General features: G+C 72.1%; 25 protein-coding genes. 8 read left to right on the top strand and 17 right to left on the bottom strand.

Features of this window, described 5'->3' with window-relative positions:
- The first annotated feature begins 255 nt into the window (after positions 1–255).
- Positions 256–2,940, top strand: a complete 2,685-nt coding sequence (locus AV521_RS14760) for an AAA family ATPase (RefSeq protein ID WP_076088360.1) — start codon at positions 256–258, stop codon at positions 2,938–2,940.
- Positions 2,941–3,011: 71 nt separating this feature from the next.
- On the opposite strand, the gene pcaD is transcribed toward AV521_RS14760, so the two are convergent.
- Genes pcaD through AV521_RS14725 form a run of 7 tightly spaced genes read right to left on the bottom strand, consistent with a single transcriptional unit; the run spans position 3,012 to position 9,080 of the window.
- The gene (gene pcaD / locus AV521_RS14755) at positions 3,012–4,157 is read right to left on the bottom strand and encodes a 3-oxoadipate enol-lactonase (RefSeq protein WP_076088358.1); all 1,146 of its coding nucleotides are present in this window, start codon (positions 4,155–4,157) and stop codon (positions 3,012–3,014) included.
- Positions 4,154–5,503: a 3-carboxy-cis,cis-muconate cycloisomerase gene (pcaB, locus tag AV521_RS14750; protein ID WP_076088356.1), complete on the bottom strand. Its 1,350-nt coding sequence runs from the start codon at positions 5,501–5,503 to the stop codon at positions 4,154–4,156. Before pcaB ends, pcaD begins: the two co-directional genes overlap by 4 nt.
- Positions 5,500–6,102, bottom strand: coding sequence for a protocatechuate 3,4-dioxygenase subunit alpha (gene pcaG, locus AV521_RS14745; RefSeq protein WP_076088354.1), 603 nt, complete (start codon positions 6,100–6,102; stop codon positions 5,500–5,502). The genes pcaB and pcaG overlap by 4 nt, the downstream gene beginning before the upstream one ends.
- Before the next feature lie 5 nt (positions 6,103–6,107).
- Positions 6,108–6,881, bottom strand: a complete 774-nt coding sequence (pcaH, locus tag AV521_RS14740) for a protocatechuate 3,4-dioxygenase subunit beta (protein WP_076088352.1) — start codon at positions 6,879–6,881, stop codon at positions 6,108–6,110.
- On the bottom strand, positions 6,878–7,684 hold the full coding sequence (locus AV521_RS14735; RefSeq protein ID WP_076088350.1) for a hypothetical protein: 807 nt from the start codon (positions 7,682–7,684) through the stop codon (positions 6,878–6,880). The genes pcaH and AV521_RS14735 overlap by 4 nt, the downstream gene beginning before the upstream one ends.
- Positions 7,681–8,325, bottom strand: a complete 645-nt coding sequence (locus AV521_RS14730) for a CoA transferase subunit B (protein WP_076088348.1) — start codon at positions 8,323–8,325, stop codon at positions 7,681–7,683. Before AV521_RS14730 ends, AV521_RS14735 begins: the two co-directional genes overlap by 4 nt.
- On the bottom strand, positions 8,325–9,080 hold the full coding sequence (locus tag AV521_RS14725) for a CoA transferase subunit A (protein ID WP_076088346.1): 756 nt from the start codon (positions 9,078–9,080) through the stop codon (positions 8,325–8,327). Before AV521_RS14725 ends, AV521_RS14730 begins: the two co-directional genes overlap by 1 nt.
- A gap of 196 nt (positions 9,081–9,276) precedes the next feature.
- Between AV521_RS14725 and AV521_RS14720 the strand changes: the two genes are divergently transcribed.
- A complete protein-coding gene (locus tag AV521_RS14720; protein ID WP_023545349.1) occupies positions 9,277–9,741 on the top strand; it encodes a MarR family winged helix-turn-helix transcriptional regulator in 465 nt (154 codons plus the stop codon).
- A gap of 9 nt (positions 9,742–9,750) precedes the next feature.
- Here AV521_RS14720 and AV521_RS14715 read toward each other — a convergent pair whose 3' ends face one another.
- Positions 9,751–10,740 carry a DUF3048 domain-containing protein gene (locus AV521_RS14715; RefSeq protein WP_076088652.1) on the bottom strand — a complete coding sequence of 330 codons (990 nt, stop codon included), beginning with the start codon at positions 10,738–10,740 and terminating at the stop codon, positions 9,751–9,753.
- A 402-nt stretch (positions 10,741–11,142) separates the two neighbouring features.
- Positions 11,143–12,219, bottom strand: coding sequence for an ATP-dependent DNA ligase (locus AV521_RS14710; RefSeq protein WP_076088344.1), 1,077 nt, complete (start codon positions 12,217–12,219; stop codon positions 11,143–11,145).
- 93 nt (positions 12,220–12,312) lie between these two features.
- Between AV521_RS14710 and ligD the strand changes: the two genes are divergently transcribed.
- Both ligD and AV521_RS14700 read left to right on the top strand, forming a co-directional pair.
- Positions 12,313–13,332, top strand: coding sequence for a non-homologous end-joining DNA ligase (gene ligD / locus AV521_RS14705; protein ID WP_179023095.1), 1,020 nt, complete (start codon positions 12,313–12,315; stop codon positions 13,330–13,332).
- Positions 13,333–13,635: 303 nt separating this feature from the next.
- Positions 13,636–14,730, top strand: a complete 1,095-nt coding sequence (locus AV521_RS14700) for a LacI family DNA-binding transcriptional regulator (protein ID WP_076088342.1) — start codon at positions 13,636–13,638, stop codon at positions 14,728–14,730.
- Positions 14,731–14,879: 149 nt separating this feature from the next.
- On the opposite strand, the gene AV521_RS14695 is transcribed toward AV521_RS14700, so the two are convergent.
- Positions 14,880–15,674, bottom strand: a complete 795-nt coding sequence (locus AV521_RS14695; protein ID WP_076088340.1) for a VOC family protein — start codon at positions 15,672–15,674, stop codon at positions 14,880–14,882.
- Positions 15,675–15,946: 272 nt separating this feature from the next.
- On the opposite strand from AV521_RS14695, the gene AV521_RS14690 reads away from it, so the two are divergent.
- Positions 15,947–16,192, top strand: coding sequence for a WhiB family transcriptional regulator (locus AV521_RS14690; protein WP_076088648.1), 246 nt, complete (start codon positions 15,947–15,949; stop codon positions 16,190–16,192).
- Positions 16,193–16,268: 76 nt separating this feature from the next.
- Here the strand turns inward: AV521_RS14690 and AV521_RS14685 are convergent, their stop codons facing one another.
- From AV521_RS14685 to AV521_RS14670, 4 genes are all read right to left on the bottom strand, one after another.
- Positions 16,269–17,243 (bottom strand): acyl-ACP desaturase, encoded by a 975-nt coding sequence (locus tag AV521_RS14685; RefSeq protein ID WP_076088338.1) that lies wholly within the window; start codon positions 17,241–17,243, stop codon positions 16,269–16,271.
- Positions 17,244–17,492: 249 nt separating this feature from the next.
- A complete protein-coding gene (ddaH, locus tag AV521_RS14680) occupies positions 17,493–18,269 on the bottom strand; it encodes a dimethylargininase (protein WP_076088336.1) in 777 nt (258 codons plus the stop codon).
- Positions 18,270–18,549: 280 nt separating this feature from the next.
- Entirely contained in the window at positions 18,550–20,166 is a 1,617-nt protein-coding gene (locus AV521_RS14675; protein WP_076088334.1) for an ABC-F family ATP-binding cassette domain-containing protein, read from the bottom strand.
- 347 nt (positions 20,167–20,513) lie between these two features.
- Complete coding sequence (locus AV521_RS14670; protein WP_076088332.1) at positions 20,514–20,930, bottom strand: SsgA family sporulation/cell division regulator; 417 nt, start codon at positions 20,928–20,930, stop codon at positions 20,514–20,516.
- Positions 20,931–21,175: 245 nt separating this feature from the next.
- Between AV521_RS14670 and AV521_RS14665 the strand changes: the two genes are divergently transcribed.
- Entirely contained in the window at positions 21,176–22,243 is a 1,068-nt protein-coding gene (locus AV521_RS14665; RefSeq protein ID WP_179023093.1) for an oxidoreductase, read from the top strand.
- Between the two features lie 60 nt (positions 22,244–22,303).
- The gene (locus AV521_RS14660; protein WP_076088330.1) at positions 22,304–22,636 is read left to right on the top strand and encodes a plasmid stabilization protein; all 333 of its coding nucleotides are present in this window, start codon (positions 22,304–22,306) and stop codon (positions 22,634–22,636) included.
- A gap of 10 nt (positions 22,637–22,646) precedes the next feature.
- Here AV521_RS14660 and AV521_RS14655 read toward each other — a convergent pair whose 3' ends face one another.
- Positions 22,647–22,943, bottom strand: coding sequence for a YciI family protein (locus AV521_RS14655; RefSeq protein ID WP_076088328.1), 297 nt, complete (start codon positions 22,941–22,943; stop codon positions 22,647–22,649).
- Between the two features lie 61 nt (positions 22,944–23,004).
- On the opposite strand from AV521_RS14655, the gene AV521_RS14650 reads away from it, so the two are divergent.
- Entirely contained in the window at positions 23,005–23,781 is a 777-nt protein-coding gene (locus AV521_RS14650; protein WP_076088644.1) for an endonuclease V, read from the top strand.
- Here AV521_RS14650 and AV521_RS14645 read toward each other — a convergent pair.
- Both AV521_RS14645 and AV521_RS14640 read right to left on the bottom strand, forming a co-directional pair.
- Positions 23,730–23,918, bottom strand: coding sequence for a hypothetical protein (locus tag AV521_RS14645; protein ID WP_076088326.1), 189 nt, complete (start codon positions 23,916–23,918; stop codon positions 23,730–23,732). The genes AV521_RS14650 and AV521_RS14645 overlap by 52 nt on opposite strands.
- A gap of 122 nt (positions 23,919–24,040) precedes the next feature.
- The gene (locus tag AV521_RS14640; protein ID WP_076088324.1) at positions 24,041–25,240 is read right to left on the bottom strand and encodes a trans-acting enoyl reductase family protein; all 1,200 of its coding nucleotides are present in this window, start codon (positions 25,238–25,240) and stop codon (positions 24,041–24,043) included.

Raw genomic sequence — 25,240 nt, 5'->3', positions numbered from 1 at the left:
CCACCGACCCCGCCGCCACCGCGCGCACCGCCCGCCCGCGCCCGAGCGCGCGGGCACCGGTAACCGACCGCGTGCCAGCCATGGTTGACGCTCCGTCCGCTGTTGACCGGCTGCTCCGGGCGGGTGAGCGTCGCCCGGCCGCACCTACTTTCACCCGCCAGGGCAACAGCTGCCCCGACCGGCCACCACACATCCCACCGGACGGCTAGGCTCATGGTCTGTACGTCATTCGGGCGACCTTGGGGAGGTAACGGGATGACGGAGGGAAGGCCGCCGGCGGCCGCCTCGGCTTCCCTGTGGGAGCGGGACGCGGAGATCGCCACCGTCGGGCAGGCACTCGACCTCCTGTGCGCCGACCAGTCGTCGGCAGGTGGTCTGCTGGTCCTCCGCGGTGAGGCGGGAATCGGCAAGACCGCACTGCTGGCCGAGACACGCCGCGTCGCCGAACGCCGCGGCTGTGTCGTGTGGGCCGCGCGCGGAGCGGAGACGCTGAGGTCCGTCCCGTTCAACGTGGTACGGCAGCTGCTCCAGCCCGCCCTGCTGTCGTTACTGCCGGAGGAGGCCCGCGAGTACCTCGGCGACTGGTACGACATCGCGGGCCCGGCCCTCGGCATAGTCGACCCGCAGGAGGGCAGTGCCGACCCGCAGTACGTGTGCGACGGACTCGTCGCGGCCGTACGCCGGCTGGCCCGCCGCGAGTGGCCGCTCGTGCTGCTGATCGACGACGCGCACTGGGCCGACCAGGAGACCCTGCGCTGGCTCGCCGCGTTCGCCGAACGCCTGGATGATGTGTCCGTTCTCGTCGTGGTCGCCCGCAGGCCCGGCGAGGTCAGCGGCGACAGCGCCCGCCACCTCGACGCGGTGGCCGCCGCCGCGGGCCGGCCCGTCAGCAACCTCCGCGCCCTCACCCCCGAAGCCGCCGCGGGACTCACCCGCGCCACCCTCGGCCGGCACGCCGACGACGCGTTCTGCCGCGAGGTATGGGCCGTCACCGCCGGCAACCCCTACGAGACCGTCGAACTCCTCGCCAAGGTGCAGGACAGCGAACTCCCGCCGGTCGAGGCCCGCGCCGGGGAACTGCGCGCCCTCAACCGCGCGGCCCGCGGTGGCGGACTCGTCGACCGGCTCAAGGGACTCGGCCTGGAAGCCACCCAGTTTGCCTGGGCGGCCGCCATCCTCGGCACCGGCATCACCGTCGACATGGTCGCCCGCCTCGCCACGATGGACGAGGCCATCGCCGGGCACTGCGCCGACCTGCTCTGCAGTGCCCGCATCCTCACCGAACCCGAGTCCGCGGCCGGCAGCGAACGCGAGGAGGGCGAGCTGGAGTTCGTCCACCCGCTCATCGCCACCGCCGTCTACAACTCCATCCCGTCCGGCGTGTGCACCGCCATGCACGGCGTGGCCGCCCAGATCATCACCGAACTGGGCCGTGGCGCGGCCCAGGCCGCCCGGCACCTGCTCAAGGTGCATCCGGACGGTGACGAGGAGCTCGTCGACCAGCTGCGCGAGGCGGCCCGCGAACACCTCGCCGTCGGTGCGCCCGACGCGGCCCGCACCTGTCTCGAACGCGCCCTGCAGGAACCCCCGCTCCCCGAGGTGCACGCCCACGTCCTGTACGAACTGGGCTGCGCCACCCTGCTCACCGCACCCGCCGTCACCATCGAACACCTCCAGCACGCCCTCGGCATGCCCGGCCTGGAGGGCGAGCGGCGGGTCGACGCGGTGGTCCGGCTCTCCCAGGCGCTGCTCCACAACGACCAGCTGGAGGAGGCCGTACGCACGGTCGAGGTCGAGGCCGCCCGGCACGAACCGGGTCCCGTCAGGCTGCGGCTGCAGGCCGTGCAGTTCATGTGGGAGGGCATCCACGGCGAGACCGTCTCCGCGGCCCGCTCGGGGCGCCTGGCCGAGCTCGCGAGCACCTGCACCGGCCGCGACAACGCCGAACGCGCCCTGCTCATCCTGCGCGGCTTCGACGCCATGACCCACGGCGAGAGCGCCGAAGAGGTCCTCGAACTGTGCGACCGCGCGCTGGTCAACGGCCGTCTGGCGCCCGGCCTCGGCTGGACCGACCAGGAGTGGGGCATCGAGCTGCTGATGATGCTCGGCAGCGCGTACGCCTATGCCGACCGGCTCGACCGCGCCGAGAGTCTCTTCGCCGAAGCCCTGCGCGCCTACACCACCGTCGGCTGGCGCGGCGGCCACCTCTCCCTCGCCAACGCCTTCCTCGGGCTCGCCTACCGCAGACAGGGCCGGCTGCGCGACGCCGAGTCCACCCTGCGCGAGGCCCTGGTCCTCGCCGAACGCGTCGGCCGCCGCCTGCCGCTGTACTGGTCGGCGACCTGCGGACTGGTCGACACGCTGCTGGCTCGCGGCCGGGTCGACGAGGCCTGGTCGATCGCCGAGCAGTACGGCTTCGCACCGCCCTACCCGTCCACGATCGTGCTGCCCGACATCCGCTGCGTCCGCGGCCGGCTGCTGCTCGCCGTGGGCCGCACCGAGGACGGCATCAACGAACTGGAGGCCGCCGAGAAGACGGCCGCCTCGCGCGGCGGCCACAACCCGGTCCTGTCCCCGTGGTCCATCGACCTCGCCAAGGCCCTCGCGGTCCACGACCCGACCCGTGCCGCGCAGCTCGCCGCCGACGCCCGCCGGCAGGCCGAACGCTTCGGCACGGACACCGCCATCGGCGAGGCCCTGCGCTGCGCCGCCGCGCTGGAGACCGGCGGCCGCGCGGTCCAGCTCGCCGCCCAGGCCGTCACCTACCTCGAAGCCTCACCCTGCCAGTACGAACACGCGGCGGCCCGCGTCGAGTACGGCATCGCCGCCCGCTCCGCCACGGAACTGGGCCGGGGCCTGGACCTCGCCCGGTCCTGTGGCGCGGAGGGCCTGGTGGCCCAGGCGAGGGAGGTGCTGGAGACGGGGCGGGGGTTGCGTTAGGCGGTCGACCGTATGCGGTCGCCGGTGTGCGGTGCGGGCGACTGCATACAGAGACGCTACGACCAGCAGGGTCACCCTCGGTCCTGGGCCTCGCCCTCCTCCTCGGCGAGTTGGTCCAGGACCCGCTGGGCCGTCGCGAACGCGGAGTTGGCGGCCGGCACCCCGCAGTAGACGGCGGTCTGCAGCAGCACCGCGCCGATCTCCTCCGGTGTCAGCCCGTTGCGCCGCGCCGCGCGGACGTGCATCGCCAGTTCGTCGTGGTGGCCGTGGGCGACCAGCGCGGTCAGGGTGATCATGCTGCGCTCACGGCGGGACAGCGTCGGGTCGGTCCAGATCTCCCCCCAGGCGTAGCGGGAGATGAAGTCCTGGAAGCGGGCCGTGAACGGGGTCTGCCGGGCCTGCGCCCGGTCCACGTGCGCGTCGCCCAGCACCTCCCGGCGCACCGCCATCCCGCTCGCCGGCGGCCCGTCGAGATGGGTGCGCAGCGCGGTCAGTACGGCCCGCGGGCATTGCGCGGGCGCCAGATGTGAGGCCCCGGGCAGCTCCACCAGCGTCGAGCCGGGCACCGCGTCGGCGATCTCCCGCAGATGCCCGGGAGGCGTCGCGGGATCCTCCTTGCCCGCCACGAGGAGCGTCGGTACGGCGATGTCGCCGAGCCGGTCCCGCAGGTCGAACGCGGCGAGCGCGTCGCAGCAGGCGGCGTACGCCTCCGGATCGGCCTCCCGGTGGTCCCGCACCAGCCTCGGCACGGTGAACCCGGGCGTGAACCAGCGCGCGTCGGCGCTCTCCACCAGCCACTCCATGCCCTCGCGGCGCACCCGCTCCGCCCGCTCCCGCCAGGGCGCCTCGCCGCCGAAGTGGGCGGAGGAGCACACGACGGCCAGCGAGGTCAGCCGCTCGGGGTGGTGCACGGCCAGATGGAGACCGACGGCGCCGCCGAGGGACACGCCCGCATAGCCGAAGCGGTCGATGCCGAGCGTGTCGGCGAGAGCCAGCACGAGGGCGGCCAGATCGCCGACGGTCGCGCCCGGCCCGATCAGGTCCGGCGCCGATCCAGCGTGCCCGGGCAGGTCCCAGCGCACCACGCGGTGGCTGGTGGAGAGTTCCGGCGCGACCGCGTCCCACAGGGCGTACGAGGTGCCGAGCGAGGGCCCGAGCAGCAGCGGGGGAGCGGAATCCGGGCCTTCTGCACGGTGGTTGAGGAGTTTCACGGTCAACGTCGCTCCAGGGCACGGTCGGTGAGGTCACCGGCGAAACCGGTGTAGCGGGCGGGGTCGGTGGGACTGGCCAGGTCCATGTCCTTCAACTCCGTTACGTCGCTGAGGAGTTCACTGAGCGAGTGTCCCTCGGTGTGGGTGCGACGGGCGAGGTCGGTCAGCAACTCCTTGGCCCGGGCGCGCCCGAGGCGGGGTGCCAGGGCGGCGGACAGTCGCTCGGAGACGATCAGCCCACGGGTGAGGTCCAGATTCCGGCGCATGGCTTCGGCGTTCACGCTCAGCCCCTCGGTGAGGTCGGCCGCGTCGCGTGCCGCACCTCCGGTCAGCCGGAGCAGCTCGCGCAGCGGTTCCCACTCGGCGTGCCAGGCCCCGGCCGGCCGTTCGTCCCCGGCGGCGACACAGCCGTACAGCGTGGCCGCGAGCTGCGGTGCCCGCCGGGCCGCGGCCACGAGCAGGGTGGAGCGCACGGGGTTGGCCTTGTGTGGCATGGCGGACGAACCGCCGCCGCTGCCCTCGGTCACCTCACCGATCTCGGTGCGCGACAGCGTCAGCACGTCCTCGCCGATCTTGCCAAGGGCGCCCGCTGCGAAGGCCAGAGCGCCGGCCAGGTCGGCGATCGGGGTGCGCAGGGTGTGCCAGGGCAACGACGGTGCGGCGAGGCCGACTTCGCGGGCGTACGCCTCCGTCAGCGCGGTCGCGTTCCGGGCACCGTACGCCTGGAAGGCCGCCAACGTCCCGGCGGCGCCACCGAGTTGGGCCGGCAATGCCACGCGCACCCGTGTGACGCGGTCCCGCGCGTCGAGGACCAGTGACCGCCAGCCCGCCGCCTTCAGGCCGAACGTCGTCGGTACCGCGTGCTGGGTGAGCGTGCGGCCCGGCATCGGGGTGTCCCGGTGCCGGGCGGCCAGCCCGGCGAGCGCGCATTCGGTACGGGCGAGGTCGGCGAGGACCGGCTCCAGGGCACGTGAGGCGACCAGCATGGCCGCGGTGTCCAGGATGTCCTGACTGGTCGCGCCCCGATGGACATACGGACCGTACGGTTCGCCCACCGTGGCGGTGAGGTCGGCGACGAGCGGGATCACCGGGTTGCCGCCGGTGCGGGCGCGTTCGGCGAGTGAGCGGACGTCGAAACGGGCGGGGTCGGCCGCCCGGGTCACCGCGTCGGCGGCCTCGGCCGGGGCGAGGCCCAGCGCGGCCTGGGCGCGGGTCAGCGCGGCCTCGGCGTCCAGCAGGGCCCGCAGATACGCGCCGTCGCCGGTCGCGTGAGCGGCGGGGGAGCCGGCCCGTCCCGGGGCGAGCAGACCGGTGTCGCTGTCGCGGTCGTCGGGTGTCGCTGGTGGTGTCACTGGTACTCCAGGAAGACCGTCTCGCCTTCGCCCTGAAGGCGGATGTCGAAACGGTAGGTGCCCCGGCCCTCGTCGCCGGCGATCAGCGTGTCGCGCCGGTCGCCCACGCGGGTGAGCAGTGGGTCGGCGGCGAGCGCGGTCTCGTCGCCCGGGAGGTGGATACGGGTGAACAGGTGATGGAGGAGGCCGCGCGCGAAGACGCACACGCTGAGGTACGGCGCGTTCCGCCCCCGGGCGCCGGGCCGCAGCGTACGGGCATACCAGTGACCGTCGGCGTCCGTCTGGATCCGGCCCCAGCCGGTGAACTCCACGCCGTTGCGGACCAGATACCCGCCGGTGGCCGGATCGCGGCGGATGGAGCCGTCCACCTGCGGGACTGTGCCGTCGGGGCGCGGACCCCACAGCTCCACCAGGGCGTCCGGCAGCGGCTTGCCCTCACCGTCGAGCACGTACCCGTGCACGGTGATCGTGTCCGGGTGGCCGAGCGGCGCGATGTCCTCGCCGCCGGGGAAGGGCAGCGCATGGCCGTAGAAGGGGCCGATCGTGTGGGACGGGGTGGGCGGCACCGGCTCCGGGCTGCTCGGGTCGATCTTCGTCATGGCGGTCAGCGTCCTTCTTCGATCCAGGTGGCGGCCGGGCCGTCCAGCACGATGTCCCAGTGGTACCCGAGCGAGAACTCCGGCACCGACAGGCCGTGGTCATAGGTCGCCACCAGCCGCTGCCGGGCCGAGTCGTCCGTCACCGACTGCAGGATCGGGTCGTACGGGAACAGCGGGTCGTTCGGGAAGTACATCTGCGTCACCAGCCGCTGGGTGAACGCCGCGCCGAACACCGAGAAGTGGATGTGCGCGGGCCGCCAGGCGTTGACGTGGTTCCGCCACGGGTACGGGCCCGGCTGGATGGTGGTGAAGTGATAGCGGCCCTCGGTGTCGGTGAGGGTGCGGCCGGCACCGGTGAAGTTCGGGTCGAGCGGCGCGTCGTGCTGTTCGCGGTGGTGGGCGTACCGTCCGGCCGAGTTGGCCTGCCAGATCTCGATCAGCTGGCCGCGTACCGGGCGTCCGGCGCGGTCCAGCAGCCGCCCGGAGACGGTGATCCGCTCGCCGACCGGCTCGCCCCGGTGATGCCGGGTGAGATCGTTGTCGATCTCGGTGATGTCGCGTTCCCCGAAGGCGGGGGAGCGCAGCTCGACGAGTTCGGGGTCCTGGGAGGTGTCGATGGCCACCAGGGGCTGCTGGGGATGGCGGAGTACGGAGGACCGGTAGGGCGTGTAGTCGCGGCGCGGGTGGTGCTCGACGGGGGCGCCGTCGGCGACGCGCTTCTCGTACGCGGCGTGCCGGGCGGCGATCTCCTGGTCGATGTCCTGCTGGGTGAGAGTCATGGGGTACCTGACGCTTTCTTGGCGGCGCTTTGGCGTTCGAGCACGGCGGCGCTTCGGCGATCGAGGGCGGCGTTCTCCGACTCAGGGCGGACAGGGTCGTCAAATTCCTTCCCTGCCCTGGCCGGAGCCCGGTTGACGGCTTTGGCCAGGGCGAGTCGGAAGTAGTGCGCGTAGGTGGCAGACACGCCGGTCGCGCGGGTCCGGGCGAGTGGTTCGCGGCCGGTGGCCTTCAGGTCTTCCTCGTCGGCGAGGAGGAGGGCGGCGGTGCCGTCGTGGAGGGGCGAGGCGTCGCCCGCGGTCACCGTGCCGTTCGTGCCGCGGAAGGACGGTTTGAGCCCGGCCGTCGATTCCGGTGAGACGTCCGGGCGTACGCACTCGTCGGCGGCGAAGGCGACCGGTTCGCCCTTCGGCCGCGGGACGGGCACGGACATCAACTCGGCCTCGAACAGGCCCTGTTCCCGCGCAGCGTGCCTGGCCGGGAACGCCCGGTGGGGCCTCGGCAGAACGTACGGCGCCCGGGGCGTCGACTCCACGCCACCCGCTGCGGCGATGTGGACGTCGCCGAGCGCGATGGCGCGGGCCGCCTGGATCACGGCCTCCAGGCGGCGGGCGCACAGCCCGTTGACGGTCACTCCGGGCACGGGGGCGGGCAGGTCGGCCGGCAGCGCGGCCATGCGGGCGGGGCGTTCGAGGATGGCGTGGGCGGCGAGGTCGTCCGGGCGGACGGAGGCCAGGGCGCCGTCGTGGCGGCGGACCGGGGTGCGGACCGCGTCGACGAGGTACACCGTGTCGACCGTGTTCACGGAAGGTTCTCCGCGAGGGTCAGTTCAGCGTCGGTCTTGGTGACGACCTCGTCCACACTCACCCCGGGCGCGGTCTCCACGAGTACGAGCCCGTCCTCGGTGACATCCAGTACGGCGAGGTCGGTGATGACCCGGTTCACACATGCCTTGCCGGTGAGCGGCAGCGTGCACTCCTTGAGGATCTTCGCCGAGCCGTCCTTGGCGGTGTGGGTCATCACCGCGATCACCTGCCGGGCGCCGTGCACCAGGTCCATCGCACCACCGATCCCGGTGACCAGCTTGCCCGGCACCGCCCAGTTCGCCAGGTCACCGCCGGCGGAGACCTGCATCGCACCGAGCACCGCCACATCGATGTGCCCGCCGCGGATCATCGCGAACGACAGCGCCGAATCGAAGAACGACGCCCCCGGCAGAACCGTGACGGTCTCCTTGCCCGCGTTGATCAGGTCGGGATCGACCCCGTCCTCGGCCGGGTACGGGCCCGTGCCCAGGATCCCGTTCTCCGACTCCAGAACCACCTCGACACCTTCGGGAAGATGGTTCGGGATCAGCGTGGGCAGGCCGATACCGAGATTGACGTACTGGCCGTCGCGCAGTTCGCGTGCCGCGCGGGCGGCGATCTCCTCACGTGTCCAGGCCATCAGCTGCTCACCGTCCGCTGCTCGATCCGCTTGTCCGCCGCCTGCTCCGGCGTCAGCGCCACCACCCGCTGCACGAACACACCCGGCACATGCACCGCGTCCGGATCGATCGCCCCGGGCTCGACCAGCTCCTCCACCTCGGCAATCGTCACCCGCCCGGCCATCGCCGCGAGCGGGTTGAAGTTCCGGGCAGACTTGTTGAACACCAGATTCCCGTGCCGGTCGCCCTTCGCCGCCCGCACCAGCGCGAAGTCGGTACGGATGCCGCGCTCCAGCACGTACTCGGTGCCGTCGAACTCCCGTACCTCCTTCGCCGGCGAGGCCACCGTCACTCCCCCCTGCCCGTCGTAACGCCACGGCAGCCCGCCCTCGGCGACCTGCGTGCCGACCCCGGCCGGGGTGTAGAAGGCGGGAATGCCGGCCCCGCCCGCCCGCAGCCGTTCGGCCAGCGTGCCCTGCGGAATCAACTCCACCTCCAGCTCACCGGCCAGATACTGCCGTGCGAACTCCTTGTTCGCCCCGATATAGGACCCCGTCACACGGGCGATCCGCGCGGCCGTCAACAGCACCGCGAGCCCCGACTCCATCGCCCCGCAGTTGTTCGACACGACCGACAGACCCGCGACGCCACGCTCGTACAACGCCTCGATCAGCACGTTCGGCACACCGCTCAACCCGAACCCGCCGACCGCCAATGACGCGCCGTCCGGCACATCCGCCACCGCCGCCAGGGCTGTGGCCACCACCTTGTCCATCGGGAAGCCCCATCTCGTCAATTAATCAGGGCACTGAGTATTTCAGCGAGGTGCTCCTCACGCTGCCACCGGAGCGGAAGGTCGTCAAGGCCTCTGTGTACCTGCGACTAGGTGGGCAGACAGTCCGGCTCATGGCCGGGTATCGTTCAGTACACCAACTACTTCTGGCACCGGCTGATCGATCAGGGGAGCGCGCATGGCCGCCGTGGATCTCGGCACGCATCCCGGGCATCTGGCCCGGCGGCTCCAGCAGGCGCATTACCTGCTGTGGAACACCATGGTCTCCGAGGAGATCACCTCACCGCAGTTCGCCGTCATGAACGCGCTCGTCGCCGAGCCGGGTCTGGATCAGCGGACCGTGGGGGAGCGGGTGGGCCTGGACCGGTCGACCATCGCCGAGGTCATCAGCAGGCTCGGCCGCCGGGGGCTGCTGACCAAGGTTCGCGACCCGGAGGACGGGCGGCGCTTCCTGCTCCGCCTCACCGACGACGGTCTGCGCACCCACCGCAAGCTGACCGTGCGCACGGCCCGGATGAACCAGGTCTTCCTCGCGCCGCTGTCGCCCGAGGAGCAGACCGTCTTCCTCGATCTGATCCGACGGGTGGCGGACGCGGCGGAAGGGCTGCGGAACCCGGCGGAGCCGGTGGCGGCGCAGCGCTGATCGAGAGCGTCACTTTGCCGGGGCGAACACCACCCACACCTGGCCGTCGGCGAAGTTCATCCGGCCGCCGTTCGTCGCTCTGAACGTCGTTCCGTCCGTCGCCGTCGGCCGTGACCAGGAGGCGGCGAAGGACCGGCCGTCGCGCAGCACCTCCGCCTTCCCCGAGCCGACCGTCTCGGTGTACGGGGTGGGGTTGCCCAGCACGTCGTGATAGCGGGAGTCATGGATCCGCACGTGCTGCACGACGACCGTTGCCGGTGCGACCCGCGCGCCGCCGTCCGTCGTCATGGGCGTGCCGTCCATGTCGACCAGCCAGCGGTGCTGCCCGGCGGACCAGGTGAAGGTGAAGCGCGCGGCCGGGTAGCGGACGGTGCGTGAGGCCGTGGGGGTTCCACCGGACGGGGCAGGGCCGTAGCTGAAACCGGTGGTCAGCGCCGATTTGCCGGGGGCGGACGGCAGCAGCTTGGCCGGGTGCAGGTAGAGGTTGTGCGGGGCCGCCTTGCCGGCGGCCCGGAAGTAGGCGCTCGGGTCCTCCGCCGCGGGCTCCGGTCGCAGGGGCGCGTTGTCGATCAGTGGCAGCAGTTTGCGCTGGGCTCCGGAGAAGGCGAGCATCGGCCGGTGGAACTGGCCCAGCAGCTCCAGGTCGGACTCGCGGGCGCTGCGCACCGGTCCGACGGTCTGCGGAAGTCTGGTCCCGTAGACGGCCATCAGCCGGCTCAGACCGCCCTCAACCTGCTCGGCGTACACCACGTCCGCCGTCCCGAGACCGGACTGCGGACGGGCCGCCGGTACGTTGTCGATCTTCACGGCGAGCGGTGAGCCGACCGCCGCGACCGACGGGGCGGGAGCGGGTGGCGCGGCCGGTGTGGCGGAGTGCTGCGGGGCGCGGTTGTCGTCCTGGTCGGGGTGGCCGCAGCCGGCCGTGAGGGAGACGGCCAGCGAGGCGGCCAGCACGGCCACCGTCGGTGCCGCGTGTCTCGTGCGTGCCGTGGGCCTCATGACCACTGCGGTCACCCCGTTCGTGTTGTCAGATTGTGCGTTCATAGGTTCATCGCTGGCCCTACCCGAACGCCTACGGTCATGTGCACTGGGTGGGCCGAACGGGCCCGAGACATGACCCGTGCGGGCGGGGGTGCGTATGGCGAGTCTGAGAGGTGCCCCGTGCGGGTGGGGGGTGTGCGTGGCGGGTCCGGGGCGTGGATCGTGTGGGCGGGGGTGCGTGTGGCAGGCCTCAGGCGTGACCATGCGTGCTGCGGGTGCGCGTGGCGCCCGCGTGCGGCGCGCACGCCTACGAGATGCGCCGGCGCATGCCGAACGGCGCCATCAGAACCTCATGCGCCCCGGCGCACCTCGCGCAGCCCCGGTTCGCGCAGCTCGGTCCCGGTTCGGCCTCCGTCCGGCTCAGCCCCCATCGCTTTCGCCGAGGATCTCCGCGAGGTCGTAGCGCACCGGCTCCTCCAGCTGGGCGTAGGTGCAGCTCTCCGCTGTGCGGTCCGGGCGCCAGCGGCGGAAGCGGGCGGTGTGCCGGAAGCGCTGTCCATTCTCCATGTGGTCGTAGGCCACCTCGGCGACCCGCTCCGGCCGGAGCGGCACCCAGGACAGGTCCTTCTTGCCCGACCAGCGGCTCGGCGCGCCCGGCAGCCGGGCCGTCTCATGGGCGGCCTCGTCCGACCAGGCCGCCCACGGGTGCCCGGCCACGTCGTCCATGCGCAGCGGGGCCAGTTCCTCGACCAGTTCGGCCCGCTTCTTCATGGCGAAGGCGGCCGACACGCCCACATGCTGGAGCCTGCCGTGGTCGTCGTACAGCCCGAGCAGCAGCGAACCGACCACCGGACCGCTCTTGTGGAAGCGGTACCCCGCCACCACCACGTCCGCCGTCCGCTCGTGCTTGATCTTGAACATGGCCCGCTCGTCCTGCAGATAGTGCAGGGTGAGCGGCTTGGCGACGACCCCGTCGAGACCGGCGCCCTCGTACTGTTCGAACCAGTGCTGCGCCATGTCGAGATCCGTCGTCGCGGGCGCCAGATGCACCGGTGGCGTCGCGTCGGCGAGCGCCCGTTCCAACAGTGCCCGGCGGTCGGTCAGCGGAGTGCCGAGCAGCGAGTGGTCGTCCAGGGCGAGCAGGTCGAAGGCGACGAACGAGGCCGGGGTCTTCTCGGCCAGCATCCGCACCCGGGAGTCGGCGGGGTGGATCCGCTCGGTCAGCGCGTCGAAGTCCAGATGGCCGTCCCGCGCGATCACGATCTCCCCGTCCAGCACGCACCGCCCGGGCACCCGCTCCCTCAGCGCCGCCACCAGCTCGGGAAAGTACCTGGTCAGTGGCTTCCCGGTACGGCTGCCCAGCTCGACCTCGGTCCCGTCCCGGAACACGATCGCCCGGAACCCGTCCCACTTCGCCTCGTAGTGCATGCCCGGCGGGATCTTCGCCACGGACTTGGCGAGCATGGGCTTCACGGGTGGCATCACCGGCAGATCCATGCCTTCGATTCTGCTCGCATACGACCTCTGTCGCCCGGTATGCGGGAAGTCGCCCGGTATGCGCGCTATGCGGGGTCCGCCTAACGTGGCCGCATGGGTGACGCGGTGGAACTGGAGGCGGGCGGCCGGACCGTACGGCTGTCCAGCCCGGACAAGGTCTTCTTCCCGGAGCGGGGCTTCACCAAGCTGGACCTCGCGCGGTACTACGTCGCCGTCGGCCCCGGCATCCTGCGCGCGCTGCGCAACCGCCCCACCACCCTTGAGCGCTACCCCGACGGCGTGGGCGGCGAGTGGTTCTACCAGAAGCGGGCCCCGAAGGGCATGCCCGACTGGATCCCTACCGCCCACATCACCTTCCCCAGCGGCCGCAGCGCCGACGAGATGTGCCCCACCGAGCAGGCCGCCGTGGTGTGGGCCGCCCAGTACGGCACCCTCACCTTCCACCCCTGGCCGGTGCGCGCCACGGACGTCGACCGCCCCGACGAACTCCGCATCGACCTCGACCCGCAGCCCGGCACCGACTACGACGACGCCGTCCGCGCCGCCCATGAACTGCGCGCCGTCCTCGACGAGTTCGGCGGACTGCGCGGCTGGCCCAAGACCTCCGGCGGCCGGGGCCTGCACGTCTTCGTCCCCATCGAACCCCGCTGGACCTTCACCCAGGTGCGCCGCGCCGCGATCGCCGTCGGCCGGGAGCTGGAACGCCGTATGCCCGACCAGGTGACGATCAAGTGGTGGAAGGAGGAGCGGGGCCGCCGTATCTTCGTGGACTACAACCAGACGGCCCGCGACCGCACCATCGCTTCCGCCTACTCCGTACGCCCTCGCCCGAACGCCCCCGTCTCGGCTCCCCTGCGCTGGGAGGAGGTCGGAGTGGCCCACCCCGCCGACTTCGACCTCGCCACCATGCCGGCCCGCTTCGCCGAACTCGGCGACGTACACGCCGACATGGACGACCACGCCTACTGCCTGGACGCCCTGCTGGAACTGGCCCGCCGCGACGAACACGACCACGGCCTGGGCGATCTGCCCTACCCGCCGGAGTACCCGAAGATGCCCGGCGAACCCAAACGCGTCCAGCCGAGCCGGGCGCGGCGGGAGGAGACGTCCTGAGAGCCCCGGGCCGCTGCCGGGCAGCCGCCGAGTCCGCAACCGGCCGGAGCGCTCGGGGCTACCGCTCGCCGCACGCCGACAGAACGCGCCGGCAGTCGCTGAGCAGCGCCTTGTCCGAGGCGACGTCGTAGCGGATGTTGCCCTGCGGGGGCGGTCGTTGGAGTGGCGGCGGGGTGACGGTTCCGCCCGGTTCGCCGCCGGCGCCAGTGATTCATCCTGCCCCGGGCAGGCGTGCGCCGCGGTACCGGCGGCCTCGTCGCGCGCGGTTATCCTGACCGGCAGCCCCCGATGAGGAGTCCCGAAGTGACCGAGGCAGTGTCGCGTCCCACGCTGGAGGCCGTGGCCGAGCGGGCCGGTGTGTCCCGGGCCACCGTGTCCCGGGTGGTCAACGGCGGCGACGGGGTGCGCGCGCCCTTGGCCGAGCGGGTGCGGCAGGCCGTGGCCGAGCTGGGTTACGTCCCCAACCAGGCGGCGCGCAGCCTCGTCACCAGACGGCACGACGCCGTCGCGGTCGTCATCGCCGAGCCGGAAACCCGGGTCTTCGCCGATCCATTCTTCGCCCTCCAACTGCGCGGGATCAGCAAGGAGCTGACCGCCCACGACAACCAGCTGGTGCTGCTCCTCACGGAGGGCCGTGACGATCACGCGCGCGTGGCCCGCTATCTCGCCGGTGGCCACGTCGACGGCGCACTCGTCTTCTCCCTGCACCTCGACGACCCGTTGCCCGGCCTCATCCACGACGCCGGTGTGCCCACCGTGTTCGGCGGCCGGCCCGGCTGGGGCGACGACGGCCGTACGGCCGGCCCCACGCGTTCCCCGGGGGAGGAGCCGGGCGTGGTGTACGTCGACTGCGACAACCGGGGCGGGGCGCGCGCGGCCGTACGGCATCTCGTGGACCTCGGCCGCACCCGCATCGCGCACCTCACCGGCGCGCTGGACCAGACGTCGGCGGTGGACCGGCTCGACGGCTACCGCGACGTCATGAACGAGATGCCGGGCGCGAGCGATCCCCGGCTCGTCGTGGAGAGCGACTTCACTCCCGGCGGCGGCGAACGCGCCATGCGTGAACTCCTCGACCGGTGCCCGGACGTGGACGCCGTGTTCGCCGCCAACGACCTCACCGCGCTCGGTGCCCTGCGCGTGCTGCGTGCGAGCGGCCGGCGGGTGCCCGAGGATGTGGCCGTGATCGGCTTCGACGACATGCTGCCTGTCGCCATGGAGGCCGACCCGCCGCTGACGACGGTCCGTCAGGACATCGAGGAGATGGGCCGCCTGATGGCCCGCCTGCTGCTGCACGGCCTGGCCGACGGCCGCGACCGGACCGGACCCACGCCGGACTCACCACCCGCCGGCGGCGTGATCCTCCCGACCACACTCATACGGCGGGCCTCGGCCTAGGGACCGTCCGGCGCAACCTGTCGCAGACGCGGGGACCGGCACGCCCCCTCGCCTGCGCCCATACGATGCCACCGATTTTCTGCGACCTGATCCGCCGGACAGGCCCCAGCCACTGCGCCCGGCAGCACCGGTCCGGTCGGGCGCGCGGCTCAGCCCTGCTGCGACTCGCTTCTGATCACCGCGAAGCGGGCGCCGTACGGGTCGGTGAACTTGGCCATGCGGCCGACGCCCTCCACGGTCGTCGCCGGCATGCGCACCTTGCCGCCGAGCTGCTGCACCTTGTCGACCACCGCGTCGGTGTCCTCGACCTCGAAGTACGGCAGCCAGTACGGGCCGCCGCCCCCGGCCTCGGACGGGTCGTCGGCCAGTGGCACGATCCCGCCGAACATCGCGTCGTCCCCGCCATCGGCCGGATTGACGCAGGTGTACGTCCCGCCCGGGAAGGGCACAGCGGAGGTCTCCAGGCCGAGCACCTGGTGGTAAAAGGCGGCGGCCGCCGCGATGTCCGGGGTGTACAGCTCGACCCAGCACAGCGTGCCCGGTTCGCTCGCCACGTCGACGCCCTTGGTCTGCCCGGGCTGCCAGATCCCGAACGGCACGCCCGCCTGGTCGGCGAGGACCGCCATGTGGCCCTGGCCCATCACGTCCATCGGCTGGAACAGCACTCTGCCGTGCGCCTGTTCGGCGGCCTTCGCGGTCGCCTGCGCGTCCTCGCTCTGGAAGTACACCGTCCAGGCCGGCGGGGCCTGATCGGGGGTGGTCGGCGCGCCGCCCGCCACGGTCCTGCCGTCCAGCTGGAAGAAGCCGTAGCCACCGGAGTCCGGCCCCGCCGACTGGAACTGCCAGCCGAAGAGACCGCCGTAGAAGGATCGGGTGCCGTCGATGTCGGACGTGGTCACGTCGATCCAGTTCGGGGCGCCGTTGGCGAAACGGGTGGTGAGCATCTTGGCCCTCCTCGAAAGGGGTCCCGTCCTGTGCACTGCCGAGTCTGGCACCGACCACTGACAATCGCCGCCGGAACGCCGCGACCCGCCGAACCGGCCCTCGCCCTCACCCTGGGTGACCCGGCGCGTCCCGCGGGTTTTCCCGCCATACCCGCGCGCCGCCGTGCGCGCGGCTGGCCCGAGGGAGCATCATCGGGGCGGCCGGAGGCCCTGTCGGCGGCGTTGACCCGGCGTTGATCGAACGTTTTTCGCCGCGCGGCACGATCCTCGTCATGCACTTCGAGACGATCACCCCGGCCGACGACACCTGGCGGGCGCAGGCCCTGTGTGCGCAGACCGGCCCGGACTTCTTCTTCCCCGAGCCCGGCAGCTCGGTACGCGAGGCGAAGCGCATCTGCGCCATGTGCGAGCTGCGCCCGGCCTGCCTGGACTACGCGCTGGCCAACGACGAGCGCTTCGGCGTCTGGGGCGGCCTGTCCGAGAAGGAGCGCCTCGCCCTACGCCGTACCTCCAACTGAGCCCCGCACCGGCCGCCCGCCCAGAGTCCGGACGGGCCACCCGTCCGCGAGGCCGGCGGTTGTCGCCCCGCGTGCGTCAGCCCTCGTTGCGGGCCGCCATGCGGGCCCTGCGGGCGGCCAGCTTCTCGTCGAACTTGGTGGCCTCCGCGTTCAGGCCCCCCATGAACAGACCGAGTTCCTCCTGTGCCTGGCGTCCCTCGGGGCCGAGGCCGTCGATCTCCATGATCTTCAGGAAGCGCAGCACGGGCTGCAGCACGTCGTCGTGGTGGATGCGCAGGTTGTAGACCTCGCCGATGGCCATCTGCGCGGCGGCCCGCTCGAAGCCGGGCATGCCGTGGCCGGGCATGCGGAAGTTGACCACGACGTCCCGAACGGCCTGCATCGTCAGGTCGGGCGCCAGCTCGAACGCGGCCTTCAGCAGGTTGCGGTAGAAGACCATGTGCAGGTTCTCGTCGGTGGCGATGCGCGCCAGCATGCGGTCGCACACCGGGTCACCGGACTGGTGGCCGGTGTTGCGGTGCGAGATCCGGGTGGCCAGCTCCTGGAAGGCGACGTAGGCGACGGAGTGCAGCATCGAGTGGCTGTTGTCGGACTCGAAGCCCTCGCTCATGTGAGCCATACGGAATTGTTCCAGCTTGTCCGGGTCCACCGCGCGTGAGGCGAGCAGATAGTCACGCATCACGATGCCGTGCCGGCCCTCCTCGGCCGTCCAGCGGTGCACCCACGTGCCCCAGGCGCCGTCGCGGCCGAAGAGCGTGGCGATCTCGTGGTGGTAGCTCGGCAGGTTGTCCTCGGTGAGCAGGTTGACCACGAGGGCGATGCGACCGATCTCGGTCACCGGGGACTGGCCCTTCTCCCAGGCCTCCCCGTCCTCGAACAGGCCCGGGAAGTTACGGGCGTCGCTCCACGGCACGTACTCGTGCGGCATCCAGTCCTTGGTGACCTGCAGATGCCGGTTCAGTTCCTTCTCGACCACTTCCTCCAGCGCGAACAGCAGCCGCGCGTCGGTCCAGGCGGACGGGCTGCCGAGGTGAGGGGAGGTGATCGTCACAGGAACTCCAGGGGACGCCGAACAACGGGGGAAGGGAGGGGACGGTCCGGCGAGCGGTGCCGGGAAACCTACGTGATCGTAGGCTACGAATCCGTAGGTTACGAACCCGTAGGTTAAGTTCGCTGTAAAGACAGCTGATCAGCACCCCTGGCACGGGTGTTCGGGCCGCCTGGAACGCCTTGTGAGGGCCTATGAAATGACCCCGGGACACGCCGGTCCCGGGGCCGTCGGAGTGACGGGACCACCCGTTCAGGCGTACAGCTCCCGCATCCGCACCGAGAGGCACGTCACACAGCCCTCCAGCTTCTCGAACTCGCTGATGTCCACCGTCACGACCTCGTGGCCGAGGTCGGTGAGCAGTTCCGCGGTCTTCGGGGCGCTCGCCGCCATCAGCAGCTTGTGGCCGCCGAGCAGCACCACGTGCGCGCCGGACTCCTCCGGCACCGACAGGAAACGCGGGAACAGCGACGGCCGGTCCACCTTCGGTATGTGCCCGATCACCGTGCCGTCGGGCAACGCGGTCACCGCCGACTTCAGGTGCAGCACCTTGCTCACCGGGACGGCGACCACGCGCGCGCCCAGCGGTTCGAACGCGGCCCGAACCTGCTGCACACCGGCCGCGTTGGTACGCCCGCCGCGGCCGACGTACACGGTGTCGCCGACCTTCAGGACGTCACCGCCGTCCAGCGTGCCCGGCTCCCATATCCAGTTCACCGAGCAGCCGAGGCGGGCCACCGCCTCCTCCACGCCCACGGTCTCCTCGCGCCGCGACTGAGCGCCGGGCCGGGTGATCAACGCCACGTTCTTGTACATGACGACGGTGTCCTCGACGAACACCGAGTCCGGGCAGTCGTCCTCCGGGTCGACCTCGATGGTCTCCCAGTCGTGTGTGCGCAGCGCCTCGACGTACGCCTCCCACTGCTCGACCGCGCGCCCCACGTCGGCCTTCTCCCGCTCGATGTGCGTCACCAGGCCTTCTGCGAGGCGGGGGCTGGGACGGCGGACGAGGGCCTTCTTGCTGGGCACGAGGGGCCTTTCGAATCGGTGGTGCGACGGCCGGCGCCGGTGAAAGCGGCGCCGATGGGTCATCATGCAGTCCGCTCCGGCCAGTACAAAACCCTCGTTGTCAGGCTGTGCCCCACCTGAGACGTCCCCCCGGGCCTGTCCGGCGGATCCTGTCGAAGACGCGGGGCCGGCAACCCTCTCCCGATGCCTCAAGTGCGTGGGGGCACCCCAGCGGCGTTGTCGTCGCCTCCCTCCTCCGCCTTGCACCTGGGCGTACCGGCCCCCGCTCACCCGGCCTGGGTCACCCGATCTCTTCCGGTGCGATCTCCTTCAGTTCTCCCTCCTCCATCAACAGCCAGCGGGTGATGCCGATCGACTCCAGGAACGGCAGGTCGTGGCTGGCCACGAGCAGTGCGCCCTCGTACGACTCCAGGGCCGAGGTCAGCTGTCGCACGCTCGCCATGTCGAGGTTGTTGGTCGGCTCGTCGAGCAGCAGCAGCTGCGGCGCCGGTTCGGCGAGCATCAGCGCGGCGAGAGCCGCCCGGAACCGCTCGCCGCCCGACAGGGTGGCCGCCTTCTGGTCGGCCCGCGCGCCCCGGAACAGGAAGCGAGCCAGGCGCGCCCGGATCCGGTTGTTGGTGGCGCCCGGCGCGAACCGGGCCACGTTCTCCGCGACCGTCCGCGCGTCGTCCAGCACGTCCAGCCGCTGGGGTAGGAAGCGCAGCGGGACGTGCGCCCGTGCCTCGCCGGCCACCGGTGCCAGCTCCCCGGCGACGGTCCGCAGCAGCGTCGTCTTGCCGGCGCCGTTGCGGCCGACCAGCGCGATCCGCTCCGGGCCGCGCAGATCCAGGATGCCCTTGATGCGCGCTCCATAGGCCATCGAGAGGTTCTCCAGGGTGAGGACCTGCCGGCCGGGTGGTACAGCCGTGTACGGCAGGTCGACGCGGATCTCGTCGTCGTCCCGTACCGCCTCCGCCGCCTCGTCCAGGCGCTCCCGGGCCTCGGCGAGCCGCTCCTCGTGCATGATGCGGTGCTTGCCCGCGGACTCCTGGGCGGCGCGTTTGCGGGCGCCCATGACGATCTTCGGTTCGCGCTTGGAGTCCCACATCTTCTGGCCGTACCGCTTGCGGCGGGCCAGTTTGACCTGGGCGTCGGCCAGTTCGCGCTTCTGCTTGCGCACATCGGCCTCGGCGACGCGCACCATCCGCTCGGCCGCCTCCTGCTCGACGGCCAGGGCCTCCTCGTAGGCCGAGAAGCCGCCGCCGTACCAGGTGACCTCCCCGGAGCGCAGCTCCGCGATCTGGTCGACCAGGTCGAGCAGTTCCCGGTCGTGGCTGACCACGACCAGGACACCCGGCCACGCGGCGACGGCCTGGTAGAGCCGGCGGCGCGCGTACAGGTCGAGGTTGTTGGTGGGCTCGTCCAGCAGCAGCACGTCGGGGCGCCGTAGCAGCAGCGCGGCCAGCCGCAGCAGCACCGACTCGCCGCCGGAGACCTCGCCGACGGTGCGGTCCAGGCCGATGTGGCCGAGGCCCAGCTCGCCGAGGGTGACGAGGGCGCGTTCCTCGACGTCCCAGTCGTCGCCGACCGTCTCGAAGTGCGCCTCGGCGACGTCGCCGGCCTCGATGGCGTGCAGTGCGGCCCGCCGTTCGGCGATGCCGAGGGCCTGGTCGACGCGCAGCGCGGTGTCGAGGGTGACGTTCTGCGGGAGGTAACCGACCTCGCCGGATACCTTGACGGTGCCGTCGGCCGGGGCGAGTTCCCCGGCGAGCAGCTTCAACAGGGTTGACTTCCCCGAGCCGTTGACACCGATGAGCCCGGTCCGGCCGGGCCCGAAGGCGATGTCCAGGCCGTCGAAGACGGCGGTGCCGTCGGGCCAGGCGAAGGACAGGGACGTGCAGGTGAGGGAAGATGACATAAGGGCCTCGCGAGGGGTGTCGTGCGGTCGGGTGAGCGCATGTCGAGACACCGCGAGGCGGGAACCGAAGGTCGTGGGGCACGAAGAGGCCATGAAAAGGGCCTGTGCCGGAGGACGGCTCGGACGCCGAGGTCGTACGCCGCGCACACATCAAACGGTGCGACGCGGTGTCTCAGGACCTCAGACGAGCAACGTCCTTCTCCAATCGGCGGCAACAGGACCGATGTAGACCGTACGAGGGGGCCCGGGGGCTGTCAACGGGATTAAATCCTCCCGCGGGGAGTGGCCGGGCCTTCGGGCTTCACGCGCGCGTGGCCACGCATTCGGGCGGCACGCGCGCGTAGCGCTCAGCAGGCGTCTCGCATCAGCTCGGCCAGGTCGTGGTCCAGGTCGAGCTGAAGGTGTTCCAGGCCGACGGGCACGAGTTCGTCGGCCGCCGCCAGGAAGCGCCGGATCTCACCCGAGCGCACATGCACGATCGCGGTGCCCTCGGGAGCGTGGAACTCCAGCACGGTCCGGTCGTAGCCGTACGGCCGTACACGGACGTCGCCGTGGCCCTCGGACCCCTGCAGCCCGGCCGACAGCAGCTCGCGCGAGAAGGTCCAGCACACCTCGACCCCTTCGAGGGTGGCCGGGGCCGGGAAGGTCATGACGACGGCGAACGGATCGCGTCGGTCGTAGCGCAGCGTCGCGGGAATGCTAGGCATGCGCGGTGCGGCGGCGACGAGACGGGCCTCTACGGGCTGCTCGATGACGGTGGACAACGCCTTGCTCCCTCGTGACAGCTGGACTACGCCCGGGTGTGCGGCACCCGGCACTGGAAAAGACGACGGATCGGGCCGATGCGTGCACACGGAGAACGAGTGACCTCGGTCACCGCGTTCATGCGCGGCGACGGACCGGTCATGTGGCCCGAGAGGACGGGCCGTCGGCCTCTGGACGGGGCCGGGCCGGTGGGCTAGCTTCGCCCGCCATGAGGCGCTTGGGGAGCACGCGACACGGCAGACGCATGGGCAAGCTGGTGGCGGCGGGGGTGGCGTGCGGGGCGGCGCTGGCCGCGCTGACCGTCCCGGTGGCCGAGGCGGGACCCCTCGGGCAGGGCAGTCCGCACTGGGCGCCGAAGGACCCGGGCACCCCGAAGGTCCGCTTCCGGGGCCTGGCGGCCGTCGACCGGCGCACCGCCTGGCTGGCCGGCACCGGCGGCACGGTGCTGCGCACCACGGACGGCGGAGCGAGCTGGCGGAACGTCTCTCCGCCGGGTGCGGCGGACCAGGAGTTCCGGGACGTAGAGGCCTTCGACGCGCGGCGCGCCGTGGTGCTGGCCATCGGCGAGGGCGAGGCGTCCCGCGTGTACCGCACCGACGACGGCGGGGCGACCTGGACGGAGTCCTTCCGCAACACCGACCCGAAGGCGTTCTACGACTGCCTGGCCTTCTTCGACCGCCGGCACGGTCTCGCGATGAGCGACCCCGTGGACGGACGGTTCCGCATCCTGTCCACGAGCGACGGCGGCCGCTCCTGGCGGGTGCTGCCCGCGGGCGGCATGCCGCCCGCCCTGGACGGCGAGGCGGGTTTCGCCGCGAGCGGCCAGTGCCTGGTCACCTCGGGCCCGAAGGACGTCTGGCTGGCCACCGGCGGCGGCGCCCACGCGCGCGTGCTGCACTCCGCCGACCGGGGACTGACCTGGACGGCGACCGACACGCCGGTCCCGGCCGGCGATCCCGCCAAGGGCGTCTTCGCGCTCGCCTTCCGCGACCGCGGCCACGGCCTCGCCGTAGGGGGCGACTACCGGCCCGGTCAGCCCTCGCCGGACTCCGCCGCCGTCACGGTGGACGGCGGCCGCACCTGGACGCCGGCCACCACGCCCCCGCCCGCCTATCGCTCCGGGGCGGCCTGGCTGCCGCACAGCCGCACCGCCGCGCTCGCCGTCGGCCCCACCGGCACAGACCTGACCACGGACGCCGGCCGCACCTGGCGGACGATCGACACCGGCTCGTACGACACCGTGGCCTGCACACCCGACCTCAGCTGCTGGGCGGCCGGCGAGAAGGGGCGGGTGGCGCGGCTGGAACGCTGAGGTGAGCGTCCGGAACCCGGGTACTCGTCTCACACGGGAAGCGCGAGGAAGGGAGCGACCATGCCCGCCGGTTCCAGCTCCAAGCGCGAGCGTCAGTACGAGCGCATCAAGAAGAGCGCGCAGGACCGGGGCGAGAGCACCAGGCGCGCCGAGGAGATCGCCGCACGGACCGTGAACAAGGAACGTGCCCGTTCCGGCGAGTCCAGGACCGCGAGCCGCACCTCGACCGAGGACATGTCGTCCGGCGAGCGCGGCGGCAAGCGGTCGGGCCACGGGTCCCAGGGCCCGACCTACGACCAGCTGTACAACGAGGCGAAGCAGCGCGGCATCGAGGGCCGTTCGCACATGAACAAGGGCCAGCTGCGGCGTGCGCTGAACGCCAGGAAGGGCTGACGCTCGCTGCTCAGGCCGGCGTCTGCCGGTGGCGCTCCAGCTCCGGAGCCGTCTTCGTGGCGACGAACTCCGTGATGCGGTACGTGCACACGCCGCCGACGGTGAACGGGTCGCCGGCGACGATCTCCTCGATCCGGGCGCGGTCCTCGGCGACGGCGATGATCACCCCGCCGTCCCGGGGGTTCTTGCGCCCGGAGGCCAGGACGAAGCCCTTCTCGTACTGCTCCTCCAGCCAAGCCACGTGGTCGGGCAGGAGCGCGTCGACGGCGTCGAGGGGCGCGGTGTAGGTCAACTCCAGTACGAACATGATCGCGAGCCTACCCCCGGGCTCCGACAGCCGGGCACCGGCCCGTACAGTCGACGTCACGATGACGACCGTAGGCGTACCCGCGGGCTGGCCCGCGACCGAGGAAGAGGCCCGCGCGGTACAGGACGAGCTGCGGGGCCGGGTGGTGCTCGACGAGCCCGGACCCGAGCCGGGGACGGGCCGTGTCACGGGTGTCGACGTCGCCTACGACGACGATCTCGACCTGGTCGCAGCGGCGGCCGTGGTGCTGGACGCCGCCACTCTGGACGTGGTCGCCGAGGCGACGGCCGTCGGCCGGGTCTCCTTCCCCTATGTGCCCGGCCTCCTCGCCTTCCGCGAGATCCCCACCGTCCGGGCCGCCCTGGACCGCCTGCCCTGTCCGCCCGGCCTGGTCGTCTGCGACGGCTACGGTCTGGCCCATCCGCGCCGCTTCGGCCTCGCGAGCCACCTCGGCGTGCTCACCGGCCTGCCGGTCATCGGCGTCGCCAAGAACCCGTTCACCTTCACGTACGACGACCCCGGGGCGGAGCGGGGCGCCTCCGCTCCGCTGCTCGCGGGCACCGAGGAGGTCGGCCGCGCGCTGCGCACCCGGGACGGTGTCAAACCGGTCTTCGTCTCCGTCGGCCACCGGGTGAGCCTGGACAACGCCCTGGCCCACACCCTGGCCCTGACCCCGCGCTACCGGCTGCCGGAGACCACGCGCCGCGCGGACGCCCTGTGCCGCCGGGCCCTCAAGGAAGCGGCGCAAAACGCTGCCGGGGCGGCACACAGTGCCGCGGGCGGCGCTCAGGAGGCGACGACGCGCCAGGCGCCGACCTCCCGATACTCCGAGTCGTAGACCGCCGAGCCGTCGCCCGGTTCGAGGGCGTAGTGGCGAAGGTTGCCTCCCCAGTAGCGCAGGATCCGTCCCAGCTCACCGGCGCGGTCCTGCGCCGACGCGCCCTCGTCCACGGTCACTTCGAGCACGAACTTCATGCCTCACCCGTCTCCTTCGGCTTCGCCTCTTCGGTCTGGGCTTCCATCGTTTCATTGAAGAACCTTGTGAGACTTTCGAGGCGATGGACGCAGGACCAGTGGCGGAGTCGGGTGTGCAAGTCTCAAACGGATGAGGAGGCACCCAGGTCGGTGGCCGCCACCCGGAAGGTGATCCCCGCGGCGCGCAGCCGTTCGGTCAGGGCGTCGCCCATGGCCTGTGCCGTGGTGGCCTGCCCGGCCGTCGGCGGGAGGTCGTCGAAGGCCAGGCACAGGGCCGCTTCGGCGAACATCTTCGCTGTCTCGTCGTAGCCGGGGTCGCCGCCCGCGACCTCCGTGAACACGCGCCGCCCGCCGCCCTCGCCGACGAACCGCACCGCGAACCGGCTCCTCGCCCGCTTCTCCGCGCTCGGCCCGTCCCCCGGCCGCAGCCGTTCCGACAACCAGCGCCGCGCGGGCGGCAGTTGGGCGGCCGCGAGCACCGCGCCGACGGCGGCGACCCCGCCGAGGGCGACCGGCAGGTGCCGCACCGCCGCGTAGTGCCGGTAGCGGAAGTCGGGGCCGTACCGGTCGAGGGCCTTGGCCGAGCGGCCCACGATCTGCGGGTCGACGGTCGGCAGCGGCAGCGCCCATGCGCCGACCTCCTGGGCGAACCGGGGCGCGCCCGTGGGCGCCGCGACCCGGCGTCCCATCAGCCGTGGCTCGTGCCGGCCCCGTTCGCGTGCCGCTGCCAGCAGGTGCCGGCCGCGCGCGAACTGGTTCAGCGCCGAGGCCAGGGTGCCGCCGGAGAAGGCGGCGTCGACGCTCACATAGCCGTCCACGGTCAGCGGCACCCCCTCCGGCAGCTGCCGGACCGTGAAGTACACGCCCAGGTCGTGGGGTACGGAGTCGAAGCCACAGGCGTGCACCAGCCGGGCACCCGTCTCCCGCGCGCGGGCGTCGTGCCGGACGTACATCAGGTCCACGAACTCCGGCTCGCCGGTCAGGTCCAGATAGTCGGTGCCGGAATCCGCGCAGGCGGCGACCAGTTCCTCGCCGTACAGCACGTACGGTCCGACGGTCGTGGCCACCACGCGCGCGTGCTCGGCGAGGGCGCGCAGGCTCGCGGGTTCGGACACGTCGGCCCGCAGGACGCCGACCTCCGCGCCGCCGGGCAGACGCTCGCGCAGCCGCTCCAGCTTCCGTTCGTCCCGGCCCGCCACCGCCCAGCGCAGTTCCTTCGGCGCGTGTGCGGCGAGATACTCCGCCGTGAGGGTGCCGACGAAGCCGGTGGCTCCGAAGAGCACGAGGTCGTAGGGACGATTCGTCCTGTTCAGCCTGCTCAT

Origin of the sequence: Streptomyces sp. IMTB 2501, assembly GCF_001953885.1 — a bacterium.
In the GTDB taxonomy this organism is placed as follows: Bacteria; Actinomycetota; Actinomycetes; order Streptomycetales; family Streptomycetaceae; genus Streptomyces.
Note: the sequence above shows the minus strand (reverse complement) of the source record. Positions and strands in the feature narration are given on the sequence as shown.